The organism is Dyadobacter sp. SRI_021 (assembly GCF_057586235.1).
Genome location: NZ_JBYCZM010000005.1, coordinates 356,161 through 371,581, shown reverse-complemented (window position 1 = coordinate 371,581; position 15,421 = coordinate 356,161). Strand labels below are relative to the sequence as shown.

General features: G+C 43.2%; 17 protein-coding genes and 1 tRNA gene. 6 read left to right on the top strand and 12 right to left on the bottom strand.

Translation table 11 applies throughout. The features are described from left to right. The first annotated feature begins 110 nt into the window (after positions 1–110). Positions 111–1,259 (top strand): hypothetical protein, encoded by a 1,149-nt coding sequence (locus tag AC2YIT_RS17690; RefSeq protein WP_487280036.1) that lies wholly within the window; start codon positions 111–113, stop codon positions 1,257–1,259. A gap of 233 nt (positions 1,260–1,492) precedes the next feature. Here the strand turns inward: AC2YIT_RS17690 and AC2YIT_RS17685 are convergent, their stop codons facing one another. From AC2YIT_RS17685 to AC2YIT_RS17660, 6 genes are all read right to left on the bottom strand, one after another. Then, positions 1,493–2,461, bottom strand: a complete 969-nt coding sequence (locus tag AC2YIT_RS17685) for a hypothetical protein (protein WP_487280035.1) — start codon at positions 2,459–2,461, stop codon at positions 1,493–1,495. A gap of 9 nt (positions 2,462–2,470) precedes the next feature. Continuing rightward, a complete protein-coding gene (locus AC2YIT_RS17680) occupies positions 2,471–3,445 on the bottom strand; it encodes an adenylate/guanylate cyclase domain-containing protein (protein WP_487280034.1) in 975 nt (324 codons plus the stop codon). Further along, the gene (locus AC2YIT_RS17675; RefSeq protein ID WP_487280033.1) at positions 3,445–3,918 is read right to left on the bottom strand and encodes a nucleotidyl cyclase domain-containing protein; all 474 of its coding nucleotides are present in this window, start codon (positions 3,916–3,918) and stop codon (positions 3,445–3,447) included. Before AC2YIT_RS17675 ends, AC2YIT_RS17680 begins: the two co-directional genes overlap by 1 nt. 238 nt (positions 3,919–4,156) lie before the next feature. After that, positions 4,157–4,687: a Pycsar system effector family protein gene (locus AC2YIT_RS17670; RefSeq protein ID WP_487280032.1), complete on the bottom strand. Its 531-nt coding sequence runs from the start codon at positions 4,685–4,687 to the stop codon at positions 4,157–4,159. Positions 4,688–4,734: 47 nt separating this feature from the next. Further along, entirely contained in the window at positions 4,735–5,559 is an 825-nt protein-coding gene (locus tag AC2YIT_RS17665) for an SOS response-associated peptidase (RefSeq protein ID WP_487280031.1), read from the bottom strand. Between the two features lie 16 nt (positions 5,560–5,575). Then, positions 5,576–6,010, bottom strand: coding sequence for a hypothetical protein (locus AC2YIT_RS17660; RefSeq protein ID WP_487280030.1), 435 nt, complete (start codon positions 6,008–6,010; stop codon positions 5,576–5,578). Between the two features lie 258 nt (positions 6,011–6,268). Between AC2YIT_RS17660 and AC2YIT_RS17655 the strand changes: the two genes are divergently transcribed. From AC2YIT_RS17655 to AC2YIT_RS17645, 3 genes are all read left to right on the top strand, one after another. Further along, positions 6,269–6,592 (top strand): hypothetical protein, encoded by a 324-nt coding sequence (locus tag AC2YIT_RS17655; protein WP_487280029.1) that lies wholly within the window; start codon positions 6,269–6,271, stop codon positions 6,590–6,592. A gap of 225 nt (positions 6,593–6,817) precedes the next feature. Further along, a complete protein-coding gene (locus AC2YIT_RS17650) occupies positions 6,818–7,624 on the top strand; it encodes a hypothetical protein (RefSeq protein WP_487280028.1) in 807 nt (268 codons plus the stop codon). Positions 7,625–8,229: 605 nt separating this feature from the next. Further along, on the top strand, positions 8,230–8,652 hold the full coding sequence (locus AC2YIT_RS17645) for a hypothetical protein (RefSeq protein WP_487280027.1): 423 nt from the start codon (positions 8,230–8,232) through the stop codon (positions 8,650–8,652). A gap of 290 nt (positions 8,653–8,942) precedes the next feature. Here the strand turns inward: AC2YIT_RS17645 and AC2YIT_RS17640 are convergent, their stop codons facing one another. After that, complete coding sequence (locus tag AC2YIT_RS17640; protein WP_487280026.1) at positions 8,943–9,662, bottom strand: hypothetical protein; 720 nt, start codon at positions 9,660–9,662, stop codon at positions 8,943–8,945. A gap of 162 nt (positions 9,663–9,824) precedes the next feature. Between AC2YIT_RS17640 and AC2YIT_RS17635 the strand changes: the two genes are divergently transcribed. After that, the gene (locus tag AC2YIT_RS17635; RefSeq protein ID WP_487280025.1) at positions 9,825–10,583 is read left to right on the top strand and encodes a hypothetical protein; all 759 of its coding nucleotides are present in this window, start codon (positions 9,825–9,827) and stop codon (positions 10,581–10,583) included. A 149-nt stretch (positions 10,584–10,732) separates the two neighbouring features. Here AC2YIT_RS17635 and AC2YIT_RS17630 read toward each other — a convergent pair whose 3' ends face one another. The 3 genes from AC2YIT_RS17630 to AC2YIT_RS17620 all read right to left on the bottom strand — a co-directional run bounded on the left by AC2YIT_RS17630 (position 10,733) and on the right by AC2YIT_RS17620 (position 12,806). Then, positions 10,733–11,953, bottom strand: coding sequence for a site-specific integrase (locus AC2YIT_RS17630; RefSeq protein ID WP_487280024.1), 1,221 nt, complete (start codon positions 11,951–11,953; stop codon positions 10,733–10,735). A gap of 249 nt (positions 11,954–12,202) precedes the next feature. After that, positions 12,203–12,287 (bottom strand) — tRNA-Ser (locus tag AC2YIT_RS17625). Between the two features lie 159 nt (positions 12,288–12,446). Next, entirely contained in the window at positions 12,447–12,806 is a 360-nt protein-coding gene (locus AC2YIT_RS17620) for a hypothetical protein (RefSeq protein WP_487280023.1), read from the bottom strand. A 28-nt stretch (positions 12,807–12,834) separates the two neighbouring features. On the opposite strand from AC2YIT_RS17620, the gene AC2YIT_RS17615 reads away from it, so the two are divergent. After that, positions 12,835–13,410, top strand: a complete 576-nt coding sequence (locus AC2YIT_RS17615; protein ID WP_487280022.1) for a porin family protein — start codon at positions 12,835–12,837, stop codon at positions 13,408–13,410. 64 nt (positions 13,411–13,474) lie between these two features. Here AC2YIT_RS17615 and AC2YIT_RS17610 read toward each other — a convergent pair whose 3' ends face one another. Then, a complete protein-coding gene (locus AC2YIT_RS17610; protein ID WP_430849180.1) occupies positions 13,475–14,191 on the bottom strand; it encodes a LytR/AlgR family response regulator transcription factor in 717 nt (238 codons plus the stop codon). Position 14,192: 1 nt separating this feature from the next. Next, the gene (locus AC2YIT_RS17605) at positions 14,193–15,233 is read right to left on the bottom strand and encodes a sensor histidine kinase (protein WP_487280021.1); all 1,041 of its coding nucleotides are present in this window, start codon (positions 15,231–15,233) and stop codon (positions 14,193–14,195) included. Between the last annotated feature and the right edge of the window lie 188 nt (positions 15,234–15,421).

The following is a 15,421-nucleotide window of genomic DNA, read 5'->3' as shown; positions in this document are numbered from 1 at the left end:
GGGTAGCGTCATTAAAGCATAATTTTTGACTGCATTTCGGGCTTATCTAGTTCGATAGAATTGTTATATTTGTTCGTATCGCAGGGTATCAATCTGCCGTCTTCGCTTCAATGAAAGTAAAGGTTTGGGTCAATAAAGTTGGCAAAGCAGTTAGAAAGTTTTGGGTAGGAATTCCTTTTGGGCCGATCTGGCAAAATTTTGCAAATGTGGCTACAGCGTTAGGGCTGATATGGGCAATATTTACCTACAACAAAAGCCAAGTTGAAAATGTACAGAAGGACGCTGCGAATCTTCGTGAGCTAGCCCGTATTCAAAAGAAAGATAGTCTTCAATTATCGCTTTTGAACGCCCAATATTTAGCGGCGCTTAAAGAGAAGGACTGGGCTAGGTATAAAGATAAAATACTGATTGAGTATGCTCGCAGAAATTTGGACACCATAAGTTTGACTAGTCGAAAGGCTTTACACGCGGATATTGACGCTAATCGACAGTATTTGAATGCTTTCAATGAAGTATATAAGAATATTATTGAGCTCCAAGGTCAGCAAACTCGCCTACAAGAGCGTGCATTCACATTACAAGAACGAATTAATGCTCCTTTGCTCGAGTTAGATTCTCTTAATCTCTCCAGAACAACATATTACTTTCAGGGTAAGGAGTTGCTTATCAAGCTTGAAGGCACTTTTAGAATATTCAATTTAGGATTGGTGGCTACCCGTGATTTGAAGGCGGAATTGTTGTCGCTATCATATGGACAACAAGATTTTTCTTCCGTAACAGACACAGCTTCGCTTGTTAAATCAAACGGACTATTTGAAAATAGTATACATTGGACGAATACTGGAATCGCTGCTGGTAAATCTAAGCTTGTTCCGTTTTCATGTTTTATTTCACTCCCTTTGCTAGAATTGCCCAAATTGATTCGCAGCAAGTTGATCACGGTAGTTTCCGCTAAGAGTGACCCCAGAGAAAATAACTCTCAGATATACAGCTCTGCTTTTGAAATATTTATGTTTAAGAAAAAAGGTACTGACTATGCGCATGAAGTGTTCAGCCGTCCTACTTTCTCTGAGTATGAACTGAGGTTCCTTGAAAAACAGTCAACTCTACTTCGGGTTGAATCGTTGGACAAGTATAGCAATAGCAGGGCGTTTGATCGAGATATCAATAGGTTAACTGACGAGATAGAGAGAAGCAACGAGCGCGTAAAATTGCAGAAAAAGATATATGAGGATGTAAAAAAGTCCCTGATAAAATGACATTGTGCTTCTAATTTCAGTGGGTGCTGTTTTCAATGTATACTAACTAATAACTGACGAAGGTACCAGGGCAATAATCGGCGGCGTTATCAAATTCATCTAAATATCCTAATAATCTCCATTCTGCGGCTTGGAACGTGGGCTCTGATATTCGACTAGGGATATAGCATTGGAATTGTTCTTTTTTACAACTAGCCACTCACGATTTATGACGTCTAAATAAGTGACAACGTCTATTTGAATAATAGATCCTTGAACAATTGTTTTTTTACTTCATCATCTGACAAGTTTTGCTTCTCGTGCTCCCGTATATACTTTATAAAGGCTTGTCTTACAATTTCATCTAACTTTTGGGAAAGTGGTAAGAGAAACTCGAGTTTGTTTCTCTTACGAGGTATAGTTTGGCCGTGAACGTAGAGTGACCTAATTGTATAAGCTTCTTTCACTGTTTCGAAAATTTCCTCGCGCTTGTCGCGCTTTTTTGCGAGGAAGAAAGCGCACCTTTCTGACACCCTATAACTAACTTCGCTATTTTCATACGAGAACAAGCATTCAAGGACGATAACTAAGTTTGAAATTTTGAGCGGGATTTCGAAGGTTGATCTTGCCTGTTGAAGCAACTGAAAAGCTCTAGCAAGAATATTAAGTCCGTCGTCGTTGACCAATCCTCTTACTTGGTAACTGTATTGGCTTTCTCTTAACTCTCTTTGGAGTTGACTTCCGTCGTCATGATGATCAATTTTAAATATCTTTGACAATCTTCTATGGAACGCCATAGCCTTTTTTAATTCAATAGCATCAAATTCAGTCGGTTTAAAATTTCCAGCACAATTTGAATTAAATCGCATCTGTCCAGCATAAAATGTTTGCGGTTCGTTGCCTTCAGCTATGACAAAAAAATTTCCAGAATTACATGAATTATCTTTGATGAACCAAAGGCATGTCAAGTAATCGATTAGGAATGAATGCGCGTTTTCGGCAACCTCAGTTGGAAGTTTTTCCAATTTACGTTTTTCTTCGAAGTAAAAAGGATGTAGGGTCAACAAGTTACACTCAGTAGTTCCTACCATCTCATAGAAGTCTTTTGTAAGAATCTGACTGAGGCGGTGTTGAGCCGTTGAGATAACACCACCGTCAACTTTCACGTCAATATTCGATTTAACGATTAAGTGACGTATTGATGCTATCATTTTAACTTGCATATCTATCGATTATTTAAGTGTACGAGCGACGTCTGCACCATACACTTTGCAGTCTATATTTTTAATATTGTTCTTCTGTTCATTCCAGTAGTCCCCGACCAAGGTAGACTTTGAAGCTTTTAACCCTTCGAATACCCGCTCGCTGATTAAAATTGGCGGATAAGTTGTCTTTTCAACTATCTTTCTTATATCGAGGACTTTTCCTTGCGGGCTATATATTTCACCAGTTGACATAACTTGAAATATGTCGGCATAGTCTTCTAGTGAAAATCGTTCTGTCGTGGGGACAGGTGAATATATGCTACTTGGTCTTTTAAGATTTTGTAAGGTATACCTGGGATAAGAATGAATGAAGTATGGATTATTCTTTCGTTGTAAGGTAACTTCCACGCAGTGCGTTTCAAGAGTTTTACTTGCAACATCGGTTAATCGGGAAGCCAGGTTTGCGGGCTTTCCACTCCAAACGAGGCCTTTGTTCTCAGCTCGCTCGGTCCCATTTCGCTGAATCCCTACCTTTATGACCTTCAGTTTGCCAAAATCAATTCCGATTCCACATCGGAAATCGAATCCCTTAATTGTCTTTTTCAAGATTCGCTGACTTACATGGTTTAATGAGATAGCGCACGAAACTGCATTTTGAAAACAATTCTGTGATGGAAATACAATCATCACTCTATCACCAATTATGTTCCTAGTAGAGCCACTGTGATATCTTCCTATTTTTATTACTGACTTGATAAATGCAGTATAAATTTTTCCCATTAAAGTGTCATTCAACGCCTTACTCATTTCTACTGAATCGCGGATGTCTATATACAGAACACACGTTTCTATAATCTTACCACGCTTTTCTGCGTTTCTTTCGAACGTTAATATCTGATCATCCGAAGTAGGAACAACCTTTGTATCGATATGGGCGAAATTAGTCCGGAAAACGTCCAGTATATCTATTTCTACTTCGTTTATGATATTATTTATTGACATTACTTTGCCTTAATTATCCTGAATATTTGATTATAATTCGTTCCTTTTGGTGGAACTATTTCCTTACTAATGTGTGGCCATGCTGGTTTCCCGTTTTTCCAATACACAATTTCTTCTGGAGTAAGTTTGAAAAAGTACCTAACTATCGAGTTGTCGAAATGGTTTATACAATTGTCTTCACTTATTCCCTCTAACCTGAATAGGTCTGTCAATGGTTTTCCAACAACGGTGAATTCCTCGTATTGTCCAGTCTTGTTGTGAAAGTAGATAAGCTCTCCAGCATGGAGTGCAATTTTTGATTGAAATACTGTACCCGTTGTCTTTTTAATAATGTCCTTAGCGTATTGGAATGCATAATATATGCAATGTGAGATATTTTTTTTAATAAATGGGCGCCCAAAAATGCAAATAATTCCATCTACGATTATTTTCTCGACTACGCCATTGTTATCATAGATGCAAGGAATTACCATGTCGTGATATTTGTTAAATATTACGATAAATTTTTCCCGTCAAGTTTTTCATGTATTGTTGAGAAATTTGAAATATCAACAGATAGAAGTGCCAAATCCACTGTGTATTCTCCTTCCAAATAAGTCGGGTAGTCTGAATTTGATGTTATTAGGGATTCACTAAGCGATTTGAGTTTATTGCCATGATGCTTTGTTTGGTATTTTTCGCGATACGAATCGTTGGCTTTCAGGTTTGGCATTATTTTTGCAGATTTTGTATTAAGTATGTTACTAGCGAAATGACTATGATGAACAGGCCAGCAAAAAGGAATCGTAGCGACCATGTTACGCGTTTGTATTTTGTCCAAGCAATCGACGAATTTATATATATCTGTTCAGCAAGTTGATCAGTGTAGAGATTATCATCGTCAAGTATTTTCTTTGCATGGGCTTTGTATGTAGCGGCGTCGGAAAAGCTTTTTGATATCGTTCCAAAATATAGAATTGAGTTGGAAGCGTTATTTTTTAGCTTTGGATTTAATGTAAGGAAAGAAAATATTGTTGACATTATTGTACTTATGGCATATGCGATGGTGGCCCAAAAGATAAATCTTGACTTTGAGATTGCTTCAAAAACCGAATTAGCATTTGTGTAAGCAATCGTTAGTATTATTCCATATACGGTTAGTATTGCGGTAGCTTTTGATTCGGAGAAACGTAACCAGTCAATGTTGTATTGCAATATTGACCAATAACGTTCATCGTGGTTAGTTGCGTTTTGCGTTGGCATCTTAGTTGTTAGGGTTCATTCGTTAGATAATCATTTTTTTTGAGTTTCTAAAATATGGAGTATTGGCGCTCATCCGGTTTGTCATTCCCTAGCGGCGGCAAATTCTCGTATGGCCAAAATTCAAACTTCGGCTTCCCGTCCGGCCGCGTCTTTGAGCTCCTAATGCTAAAAACTGTCCGATGATCCAGCGCCTCCGATGGCAACATGAAATCAAATACAGCCTGCATATCAGCGTTTTCAAAATGCTCCGAAAGCCAAAAATCTTTCAGCTCAGGCGTTAGGAACAGCGGCATCCGGTGATGGAATTCACCGTCATTGTGAATGTTGGACATCACCTCATTTGCCGTCCGGGTCGGCATACCAAAGCTGCAATTCTGTCTTTTTTCACCAGCAGGTCCAATTGACTCAATGATCTGAAAGAGCCCAGGCAGAAACTGCATCTTACGGTCTTTCGGCCAGATGTAGCAGGGGACTTTCTTGGCCGAACTCTGAATAGCTCTGTGCTCATAAGTACCTGTTACTGGAATAAGACACCTGTTCTGCCGGATTCGATGCGCGTAAGAGCGGCTGTCACCCAGCACACGCTCTGATCGGATATCCGCCATCTTGGTCCGGCGCTTCCGGCGCTCGACCGGGTTCTTCTTGTAAACAGGATCCAGCGACCATTCCATTTCAGAAAGAACCAGCTCAGTTCTCGCGCGGGTGATGACCGGATACTCTGGAAACGCGAACGAGCTGATGTGGTCATAGACTGGTGAGTCCTGAACAACCCGTTTGTCTTTGATTTTGGGAAAAACCTCCTTAGTCAGCTCAATATCGCTGCGAAGGGATATGTCGTAACAGTGTTGACGTCGGAGCAGGTACTGATTCATATATAAAAAAGGGTGCTTATCTTATCATTTCGTACAAGTCAAACTCATGCTCGGGCCCGTTGGCTGTGACAGTGGCTTTGAGCCAACCGAATTTCAAATCCATCTGGATCACGATGGAATCATTGGAAGTGACCGGCATATGAGCTTTGATGTAAGATATCATATTCCGCTGATACAATTTAATCATTTTTTTGTTCCAGGATTCTTCACGGAAGGTGCAAAGGAACAGGCTGTACCTGGGGGCATTGATCAGGGCGGTGATCTTTTCGATATCGGCGGACAGGTTCAAAAGCTTTCCTTCCTTGCCAGGCAGCTGGGCGGCATGCGCTTTTCCGGACTTCTCATCCTTGTAGGGTGTGGCCATAAAGCCAAAGCCCTCCTTGATCCCTGGCCAGTTGAAGCGTTGCAGCACGATAAAGTGGTTTCCGTGCTGTGTGATGCACCGGATCATGGGTAGGTTCAGGATTTCAAAGGGGGTATAAGCGGCTACCGTAACGGGAGTACTGGTTAACGGAAGTTACGGCCGTAAGGAAAGATTTCCAATTGCACGGGCTTCTTTCGGACCTGGTTGTGCGAGAACAAAATTAAGGAACGAGCGACTAATGTGGCGATTCCTTACGACCTGCGGTCTGCGCAGAATAAAAACTATTTTGACATTTGATAGGATTGTGGTAAGATTATGGGCAGTTACATACCTTACCTCTCTATAATGGAAAACATTTCTACCCCTACCGAAAATCAATCTTTTGAACAATTTTCAAAACAGCCTCTCGATTTTGGCCAAGAAGATAGCCTTGGCGCCGTTTCTACGTTAATCTTGGTAGCTGGCATTATATCGGCCGTCATACTTTTTTTCTCAGCGGCATTAGTTACCCAGCACTCTCCGTACGGCCTCGAGTCAAAAACGGAAATTAGCGGCGGTGGACTGGTTCTCTCGATTGGAACATTGGTTTCGTCGATTGTTACTTATTACGCGTTACAGGTTCTTGCGAATATATCTAAGAGCCTAAAACGATTGGTAGCCAAAAGTTGAGCTGCTCAAAATTCTTTTTAATCAACACAATTACATCAAGCAATTTTTAATCGTCCGTAGCGCGGCGAAAAACATAACATGGCCCTTAATCGAATTAGACCCGAGCATATACAACGGGTTTCCAGAATTGTTCACTTTTATGACTTGCAATGTACACGACATCCAGAGTTCCCCGATGGTGCTGAGCAAACCCCATGGATGAGTACCATCCGACGCATAAGGAGAATGGCGGACGAACTCGACCCTGATCGATATTTGAGGTCGTTTGATCGAAGATTTTTTATTCAGGACATAACTATTCGGCCTGAGGAGCATGAGATATTGGGCAAAATAAGATCGGTCAATACAGAGATATTCCCGGAAATTCAGAACCTTCGAACTGATGAGCGCCGAGAAATCGAAGCTCTGGCCGATGAAGGGGTTGTCGAGACATCACACTTTATAATTAGATACGACGGCCGCCTTCGGGTAGGGTTAGAGTATAATCATAATGGTGCCAAAATCAGCGATTTATGCAACTATTTGCAAGTAGTTGGCCGCAATAACGAATTTCTTTCCACTGTGAAATTTGTGCCCTTGATTAATGACAATCTTGCGGGAATGATGCAATCTATCAATCGCATTTCAGAGATGGTACTCAAGGTCCATAGAAACAATGTAAACGTGCTGCGTGAAATTGATGAGGGTGTTTTTACTGCAATGGAGGTGGCTGCTCGTCAGTTTGAAAATGAATACGTAACTATGTCTTGGAAAATAGACTATCGGCACCTTCCGGCCACTCCGGAAGCTTCGAACTTTTTAATTAGGCTATTCAACGCATTCAATCGCAATCCTAATTTGATGGAGATGTTCGAAACTGTGGACGTCCGTGCTGAAAATACCGAGATGAATAACAGACTCCACGATTTTGATTTTTTGCTGGACAAGGTTAAGGCCAAAGTGGAGGTTGAGAAGCGCCCGAAGCATCGAACTATTGTCAGCGAGCACATGTTTTCCAGAATACGCGAGTCAATTAGGACCCTCAATATATGAACTCATGAATCGCATCTTAGATATATACGTAAAAAGTTCTATTAGGTGGGATTTGATTTTAGTATGCTCTATTTGGCTCTTCGATGAGTTTATAGACGCTATTCCGTATAATTATCTCTCTAAGACCGATCAGATAGCATTATTGTCAAGTATCATAGGGACATGTGTATCTCTATCTGGTTTCATCCTTGCGGCCCTTACGATAATTGTAACGTTCAAATCAAACATTAAGGCAAAATCGATGGACGACGCGACCGACGCCCTTGATCTGATTTTTTCCTCGAAGCATTATACGCCAATTATCAATGTTTTCAAGTCCGCAATTCTGGAATACTGCATTATTTTCGTTGTGCTTTATTTTGCATGGATTTCTGCTGCAAACCTTGATCTGATTGCAATTAATAGGGTTAACTTCTGCGCGATACTTGTGTCCTCACTTATTGCTTTCAGGAGTTTGAAAGTCCTGTTTGGAGTTATCGACTTATCAGGGAAGGTAAAAAAGAATTCAGAGGGGGTGATTTAAGTCATTTTAATTCTGCTCAGATAATCGGTCTCGTCAATGCCTATAAACATCCAGTGTTACAGTAATCACCTTTACCAATATCATGGAAAATCCCGAAAAAGGTCTACCCGAAATTCCTGAGCATGTTGATTTTGATGCACCAGACTACCTTCTGACATTCTACGTGGATCTGGTTAATTTGGGGGACCTCAAAATACCAATTACGCTTCTTATGGATGGCTTCTTAGTGACCGGATATCTAGTTGGTGCCCAGACATTTCTAAAATCTACGCTCGACGTCATCAAAAGTGAGGACAAAGATGGGAATGATGCCTATGAGAAATACATTCAAGAGAGAATCAACGCCTACAACGACATGGACGACTCAAAGCTGACTGTATTCATCCATATAATGGAAGCGAAGTTTTTTTCTAATAGGATAGGCCTGCCGGACGGCGGAAGGGGAATTCACTTTAGAGGGTTACTCAGCAAGGTATCGGGATTCTTTCTCGGTATAATGCAATAGTTCCCCCTTCTAACGAACTAGAAAGGGATTTGCCATTTTTGCTTTATCTAGGAAGCCCCACCCCCTCAGCGACTGGTTACTTTGATCGATCAACCGGTCCAATTTGTCATTAGTATCCACCAATAGTCTATTATAGGAGGTGTTCTGAGCAATCTGTGGTAGGACAAGTAACGAGGAACGGACGTCGAACGCCATCTGCGCGTTGTAGATCCGGATTGCGTTGAATTGCCCGGCCAGCACAGAAGCCGTTTCCTCGCTCATCCCTCTTATTGAACCAGACAACGAGTTATTCAGATTAGTCGCGGAACCCGCGATATCCACACCGGTGATCTGCTGGATTGTATCGGCCAACTGCTTCGACCCGGCAATGATTCCGTCCCAGTCTTTTTCAAATCTGCCTGTACGTCCTTAGAGATAACTCCGTCACTCAAAGCATACTCACGCATCTTCTTGTAAAAGTCGGCCAGCTTCGCGTCCATAATTTGCGCTTTCAGCGAGTTTACGACTGCATTCCGCATAATTGTCTCAAAGTCGTCGGCAAAGTCCGCGGCAGACGACTTTCCGGCCTGTAAACCTGCCACCATGGCGTCGGCAATCTGGGTTTCGGTGGTGGCAGTCAGGAACTGGCGGAATTCGTCGATCAGCTGTTTTTGTTTTTCCTCCGCCTCCTGATAGGTTTTGATTAGTAGTTCAAGCGCTTCCAGGTCGGCTGCGACGACTTCTTTCCCGTTTAGCTTGCCGCCGCCTTTCCGGATCTCCGCTAACAGGTTGATAAAATCCTCGATGTCGTTGTATGCGGAGGTGTCGATGTTCTCGAACTTATACTTGATCTTCGTTTCTGCCTTGCCGGCCGTCGCGAGCTGCTGAGGCCTTACAATTTCGGGAAAGCTTCTAGGGTCAGCAACGGCTTTGATGTCGACAGCGGGGCTACGGTCAGTCTGTAAGTTCAGGATCGTGTCTAGACTTGATTCCAGGACTTCAAACGGGTTGTAAGCTTGTGATGTTCTCATGTGCTATGAGTGGTTTTTTTACATCACAAAGGTGGGGCGCAGGATTAAGTGGAACCGGTTCGAACCGATTCAGTAATTTATAGATACGTTAGGGAGTTCTTTGTAAATGTTTAATATTCAGTAATATTGCTAGTCAAAAATTATTTGAAACAAATCTTTCCAATGCAGTCAGTTTTATCCTTGATACCGATTATTATATCTTCTCTGGCCCTGACACTCTCAGTAGTAAACTTTATCACAACTCGCCGGAACCAGCGAGATCAGAATAAGCGGTGGGATGATCTGAATAATGCTCACGCTGAACTTGGTGCTGTCCATGCCACAATATTTAGAACTCTCAAAGTTTCGGAGGAAGAGCTTGCCGATATTATAGTTGGTAATGTCCCCGCAATATATTCGTCAAATGTCAGCGATGGGAAAAATACCGAATTTCATCAATTGTCACTGATCATCGCCGTCGACGCATTGACAGGAGAGAATATTCAGTACTTCAATCCCAGGTTCACGGCAAAACCAGAAGATGTTCTACCTTCGTTAGAAAAAGTCAAAAGAACTTTGAATGACAGTATACTTGCGCAACAGTTCGAATTTCAATTTAAAGTTGACAATTTAGGGAAGACACCCGCAAAGAAGGTGCATTACTCAGTTGATATTTGGCTTCCGGGGAAGGGATGGCAATTCGCTGTGGGCTCGAAGAATCCCGTATCAATTGCCGGGGGGAAATTTTCTGCATTTAAAATGCTATATAGGGTTCCTGTTAGTATTCCAGTACCGGAAAAGGTTTATTGCAAGGTTTTTCTCAATTATCACGATAGATACGATGTTCTCGTCGAAAAAACTTGCTATGTCACTTGGGATAGCATTGGTAATAATTTCTGGCTTTCGAATAATGAAAGTGAAGAAATAAGTCAAAATTCGTAACCGATTGCGTAACATTTGTGAAGTAAAAAAGCGCAAACTGCTTATAAGTAGCTGTTTGCGCTTTTATTCCGTACTGAGGACGGGAATCGAACCCGTACGAGCGTTTCGGCCCACGGGATTTTAAGTCTTGCACGTCGAAACGGAGTCCTCTATTTCAATAGTATCTGCTTCAATTTTGCCATGTCATCGCTGATCTTCCGATCAACAATCTTGGCATACTGCTGAGTAGTCTTGATATTCCGATGCCCAAGCATCTTAGAAACACTCTCAATAGGCACCCCGTTCGTCAAGGTCACCGTGGTAGCAAAAGTATGCCGCGCCAAGTGAAAAGTTATATTCTTCTTAATCCCACACAAGTCGGCAATCTCCTTTAAATAGGAGTTCATCTTCTGATTGGAAAGCACAGGCAGTACCCGATTCTCATTCTCGCATTGAGGATGATCCTCATACTTCTCCATGATTTCCATCGCCATCGGCAGAATAGGTATCCGAGACGGAGTGTCAGTCTTTTGGCGCTTAGTCGTAATCCACTTCCCGCCATCAATTCCCTCGGCAATTTCTGTCCTTTTCAACTTATATATATCCGCATAGGCAAGTCCCGTGTAGCAGCAGAAAAGAAAGATATCTTTGACAATACCTAGGCGGCCGCCTCCCAAATCTTTTTCCCATACCTTCTTCAACTCTGGCTCGGTCAATGCCTGCCGATCGACTTCTCGCTTCGAAAATTTGAAAGCATAGAACGGATCGCGTTGCAGCCATCCTCTTTTTACACACAGAAGCACGATCTTCTTAAAGTTGGCCAAATACTTCATCGTGGTATTATGGCTAATTTTTTTTACGGCCTTCAGCCAAAATTCATATTGCGATATGAATTCATAATCCAGCTTCCTGATTTCAAAGTCGTCTGCCTGGTACTTCCATTTTATGAAATCACGGGTGTGTCTCATGCAAGTCTCATAGCGCTCTAATGTACCAGGTGCGAAATCAGCTCCGATTAAAGCAGCGATTTGATCGTTGTGCTCGCGAAATATGGGCAGGATAGTTTTTCCACCTTCCGTTCTGCCGAGAAGAATATTCTTGATCGCTTCTGAGGTTACTTCCTTATTTTCCTCAATCAAGGATCGCTTTGCCTCGTAAATTTTGGAGGTCAGTGTATCGAGGTAGGCATTCAGTGTCTTGGTGTCCTCTTTGTTTCCCGTCGCTCTACCGGCGCTCACGCTCCACTTCGACGGATGCCAGATGCGCTTTGTAGAGATGTCCTTGGGGATGCCGTTGACGGTGACTCGGCAATAGACATAGCGCATTCCACCCGCTAATTCTGGTTTGGGCTTTTTCAAAAAGAAAATCAACCCGAAGCTTGTTTCCAACATAGTAAAAAATGTTTAAGATGAACAAAAATCGAATTGTTACAATTGAAAGTAAAGATGTTTAGTGTGTAAACATCTTTTGATCAGCCAGTTAGTAGGCATGGTGTGGAAGTTTTTGTTCAATTTTGCCACTTCCACGATACCCTACATTTTCATTGAGATTTCTTGCATTTTTTGGTAGGCCCGAAAAACGCAAAAACCCCGTTTAAACGCTTTAAACGGGGTTTTTGAATGTTTTGACATCATGTCCTGCAGAGAGAGAGGGATTCGAACCCCCGGACCTGTTACAGTCAACGGTTTTCAAGACCGTCGCAATCGACCACTCTGCCATCTCTCTAAATGATTCGCCGTACGCGATTCATGGTGCAAAGGTACAGTTATTATCGATAAGCGCAAGAGATTTTTGAATATTTTATTGTGAAAAATTGTAAGTAGTTCATTCAGAATGGGAAGTAGGATGGGACTGTGGAATGAGCAGCCGAAGCTAAAAAAGATTCTAGGAGACTAATTGGAAACCCCAGGTATCGGAGTCGCACATCGTGCGTACGTGGAAAGCATATTCATCCGCTGAAATGGTTGTCGCAGATGCGACACGAATGTTGGTGAAGCCGGGGTAGGCACGTTCTGCGTAGGCAATGGCACTGGCTCCGTCGGGGGCGATGGACAGTTCGTAAAACATAGTACACCGGTAGTTCCGGCCATCCGGGCCTTTTCCGGTGAATTGGAATTGCAGGTATTTCATTGGTTCTGAGAATGTATGCCTGAAAATACCGAATGTTTTGTGAAATGTTGGTTCCATTGATTCTTCGGCCGTAATGAGCTTTGGTACGGTTTTTGCGGGTTTGATGGAGTCCATTTATTAAACCACTTCAAATTCAAAAACCATGAGAAAAATCTCTTTGCTCGTTCTCCTGTCGGTGCTCAGTAGTGCGGCGTTTGCGCAGTCGTTTTCCATCGGCCCGAAAGCGGGGATCAACATCAGCAACTATACCGGAAGTGACATTGAATCCGACGCCCTCGTGGGGTTCCATTTGGGCGGGATCCTGAATTTCGGAATCGGGCAGGTGTTTTCGATTCAGCCGGAAGTGTTGTTCTCGACGCAAGGCGCCAAAATTGACAATGGCGGTAAAAGGGAATTCAAAACGTCGTACGTGACGGTTCCGGTCATGTTGAAATTCCGGGCCAAAGGCGGGTTCTATTTCGAACTCGGACCACAAGCGTCTTTTAAAACGGGAGAGGATGTTCCAGATCAGACGATCGATCATTTCGCCAAAAATCTTGACCTGGCGGGTGCCGTCGGATTGGGCTATCAGGCTAATTTCGGGCTTGGTATCGGAGCGCGCTATATCGCTGGTTTTTCCAAAGTAGGCGATTTCGACAAGAATGCGGCCATGAATCCCGATTTCAAAAACAGCGTGATTCAATTGAGCTTATTCTTCGCGATTCCCGCTCATAAATAGCGAATTACCTATTCAGAGGATTGTCGAAAAGGCAGGGGAAACCCTGCTTTTTTGCTGTACAAACTTACGAGGAAAGCCCGATTTGCTTTAAAAACTGCTCGCGGTAGTTGCTGCCGATCGGGATTTCGGTATGTTGAATAAACACACGGTTGCCCTCGATGTGGTCTATCTTGGATTTGTTGATGATAAACGACCGGTGGATTCGCAGGAATTTCGATTTGGGGACCAGTTCTTCAAAGCCTGAAAAAGTCATTGCCGGAAGTAATGTGTGCTGGGTGGTCCGTACTTTGGTGTAATTTCCGTTCGCTTCGGCATATAATAAGTCGTCGTGCATGACTTTGTAAATCCTGCCATCGGCTTTCAGGAAAAGGAAATCATCTTCTTTTGATTCACCGGAGGCGGTCAATGGACTGCCTGCTGGCTGTAATTTTTCCATGGCCTTGTCCACGGCGAGGATGAACCGTTCGAGGGAAAAGGGTTTGAGCAGATAGTCGCAGGCGGCGAGGTCGAAAGCGTCGACGGCGTATTCCTTGTAGGCGGTCGTAAAAATGATTTGCGGCGGCGTTTTTAGTGTTCTGAGAAAAGAAATGCCGTCCATCACAGGCATATTGATGTCAAGGAAAACAATATCGACTTTTTGCTGCATCAATGCTGTCCTGGCTTCGAGCGCGCTCCCGCACACGCCCGCGACGCGCAGGTAGGGAAAGTGTGCACAGTAGGTACGTATAATGTCCCGCGCAATGGGCTCGTCGTCGACGATCAGGCAGTCAATAGGCGTCATATTATCGGAGGTTCAGGCGTAAATTGACGGTGTAATGGGTTTCTTCATTTTCAATGTGGAGATCATGCTGGTTCGGATACAATAATTGCAGCCGCTTCCGTACGTTCGCAAGGCCGAAACCACTGTGTTTTTCAACCGTTTGGGCATTAATATCAGACCGGTTATGCGAATTTCTGAGGTAAAAAAGAATGGAGTTTCCCCACACTTTCAGCCGTATTTCGATGCATACTGTTGGGGCTGAAGTGTTTTTGGAATGTTTGAATGCATTTTCGATGAATACGATCAGCAGCATCGGGGCAATCCGGATATCGTTGCTCGACAGACTTTCGATGTCGGTTTTCAATTCCAGCCGGTCGCCGATGCGAAGCTGTTCGAAATCGATGTAATTGTGAATATAAGCCAATTCATCTTTGAGCGGGACATAAGTTTCGTTCGCTTCATACACCGAATACCTGAGCAAATCAGACAGTTTTAATATCAGCGCAGGGATTTTTTCATGCTGGGTGATCGAAAGACCGTACATATTATTCAAGGTGTTGAACAAGAAATGCGGACTCAACTGGGATTGCAGCAAATGCAATTCGCTCTGGCTTTGCGCGGCTTGCGTTTTGGCAGCTTCGAGTTCCTTCCGCGTGCTCATTCTGAATAATTTAAGCAATGCACCGGTGCAAAGCCCGATCATGAGGAAGGGGATCCAGTACAGCAGCAGATTAATGCCCCGGAACGTCTCAAACTGCAAGTCGACATGGACAAAAAGCCAGACGAAACAGACGGCAATGGAAATTGCTAGTCCATTCAGGACATTTCTGGGGATTTCGCGCTGCCTGGCCGACCATATTGTGGCCAGATGCCGGCCGATGTAAATGCACCCGAAAAGCACCAGCGTTGCGGCGGTGGCAACGGCTTCATCATGTGCAGCGCCTATGATGTTCAGGTAGGTGTCAATACCGAAAAAAACGGGTACGCACGCTGCGGCAGTGAGCACCACATAAATACCGATTTGAGTCGCCTCCTTATTGTCGCTGTTGAAAATGCTGCTCATGGATCATCCGGTTCATGCCTCGACGGCACTGCAAATATGTCTTCCCGAAAGCAGGAATCCGATAGTAAACGGTTATAACGGCCCGATTCCATGACAGAAAGCCGTTACGCCGGGTCGAAATGGTTCGTCAGCTCCAAACCGGTTTCCGTCACGGTTCCGGGAAGTTACAACACATTTATTTCATGGGG

Excerpts from the sequence above, each read along its gene's own strand:
- AC2YIT_RS17690 (WP_487280036.1), top strand. The coding sequence starts at position 111 with ATGAAAGTAAAGGTTTGGGTCAATAAAGTTGGCAAAGCAGTTAGAAAG.
- AC2YIT_RS17620 (WP_487280023.1), bottom strand. The coding sequence starts at position 12,806 with ATGGACTCCATCAAACCCGCAAAAACCGTACCAAAGCTCATTACGGCC.
- AC2YIT_RS17680 (WP_487280034.1), bottom strand. The coding sequence starts at position 3,445 with ATGTCAATAAATAATATCATAAACGAAGTAGAAATAGATATACTGGAC.
- AC2YIT_RS17655 (WP_487280029.1), top strand. The coding sequence starts at position 6,269 with ATGGAAAACATTTCTACCCCTACCGAAAATCAATCTTTTGAACAATTT.
- AC2YIT_RS17645 (WP_487280027.1), top strand. The coding sequence starts at position 8,230 with ATGGAAAATCCCGAAAAAGGTCTACCCGAAATTCCTGAGCATGTTGAT.
- AC2YIT_RS17605 (WP_487280021.1), bottom strand. The coding sequence starts at position 15,233 with ATGAGCAGCATTTTCAACAGCGACAATAAGGAGGCGACTCAAATCGGT.
- AC2YIT_RS17650 (WP_487280028.1), top strand. The coding sequence starts at position 6,818 with ATGGCGGACGAACTCGACCCTGATCGATATTTGAGGTCGTTTGATCGA.
- AC2YIT_RS17640 (WP_487280026.1), bottom strand. The coding sequence starts at position 9,662 with ATGAGAACATCACAAGCTTACAACCCGTTTGAAGTCCTGGAATCAAGT.
- AC2YIT_RS17615 (WP_487280022.1), top strand. The coding sequence starts at position 12,835 with ATGAGAAAAATCTCTTTGCTCGTTCTCCTGTCGGTGCTCAGTAGTGCG.
- AC2YIT_RS17675 (WP_487280033.1), bottom strand. The coding sequence starts at position 3,918 with ATGGTAATTCCTTGCATCTATGATAACAATGGCGTAGTCGAGAAAATA.
- AC2YIT_RS17685 (WP_487280035.1), bottom strand. The coding sequence starts at position 2,461 with ATGCAAGTTAAAATGATAGCATCAATACGTCACTTAATCGTTAAATCG.
- AC2YIT_RS17630 (WP_487280024.1), bottom strand. The coding sequence starts at position 11,953 with ATGTTGGAAACAAGCTTCGGGTTGATTTTCTTTTTGAAAAAGCCCAAA.
- AC2YIT_RS17660 (WP_487280030.1), bottom strand. The coding sequence starts at position 6,010 with ATGATCCGGTGCATCACACAGCACGGAAACCACTTTATCGTGCTGCAA.
- AC2YIT_RS17665 (WP_487280031.1), bottom strand. The coding sequence starts at position 5,559 with ATGAATCAGTACCTGCTCCGACGTCAACACTGTTACGACATATCCCTT.
- AC2YIT_RS17635 (WP_487280025.1), top strand. The coding sequence starts at position 9,825 with ATGCAGTCAGTTTTATCCTTGATACCGATTATTATATCTTCTCTGGCC.
- AC2YIT_RS17610 (WP_430849180.1), bottom strand. The coding sequence starts at position 14,191 with ATGACGCCTATTGACTGCCTGATCGTCGACGACGAGCCCATTGCGCGG.
- AC2YIT_RS17670 (WP_487280032.1), bottom strand. The coding sequence starts at position 4,687 with ATGCCAACGCAAAACGCAACTAACCACGATGAACGTTATTGGTCAATA.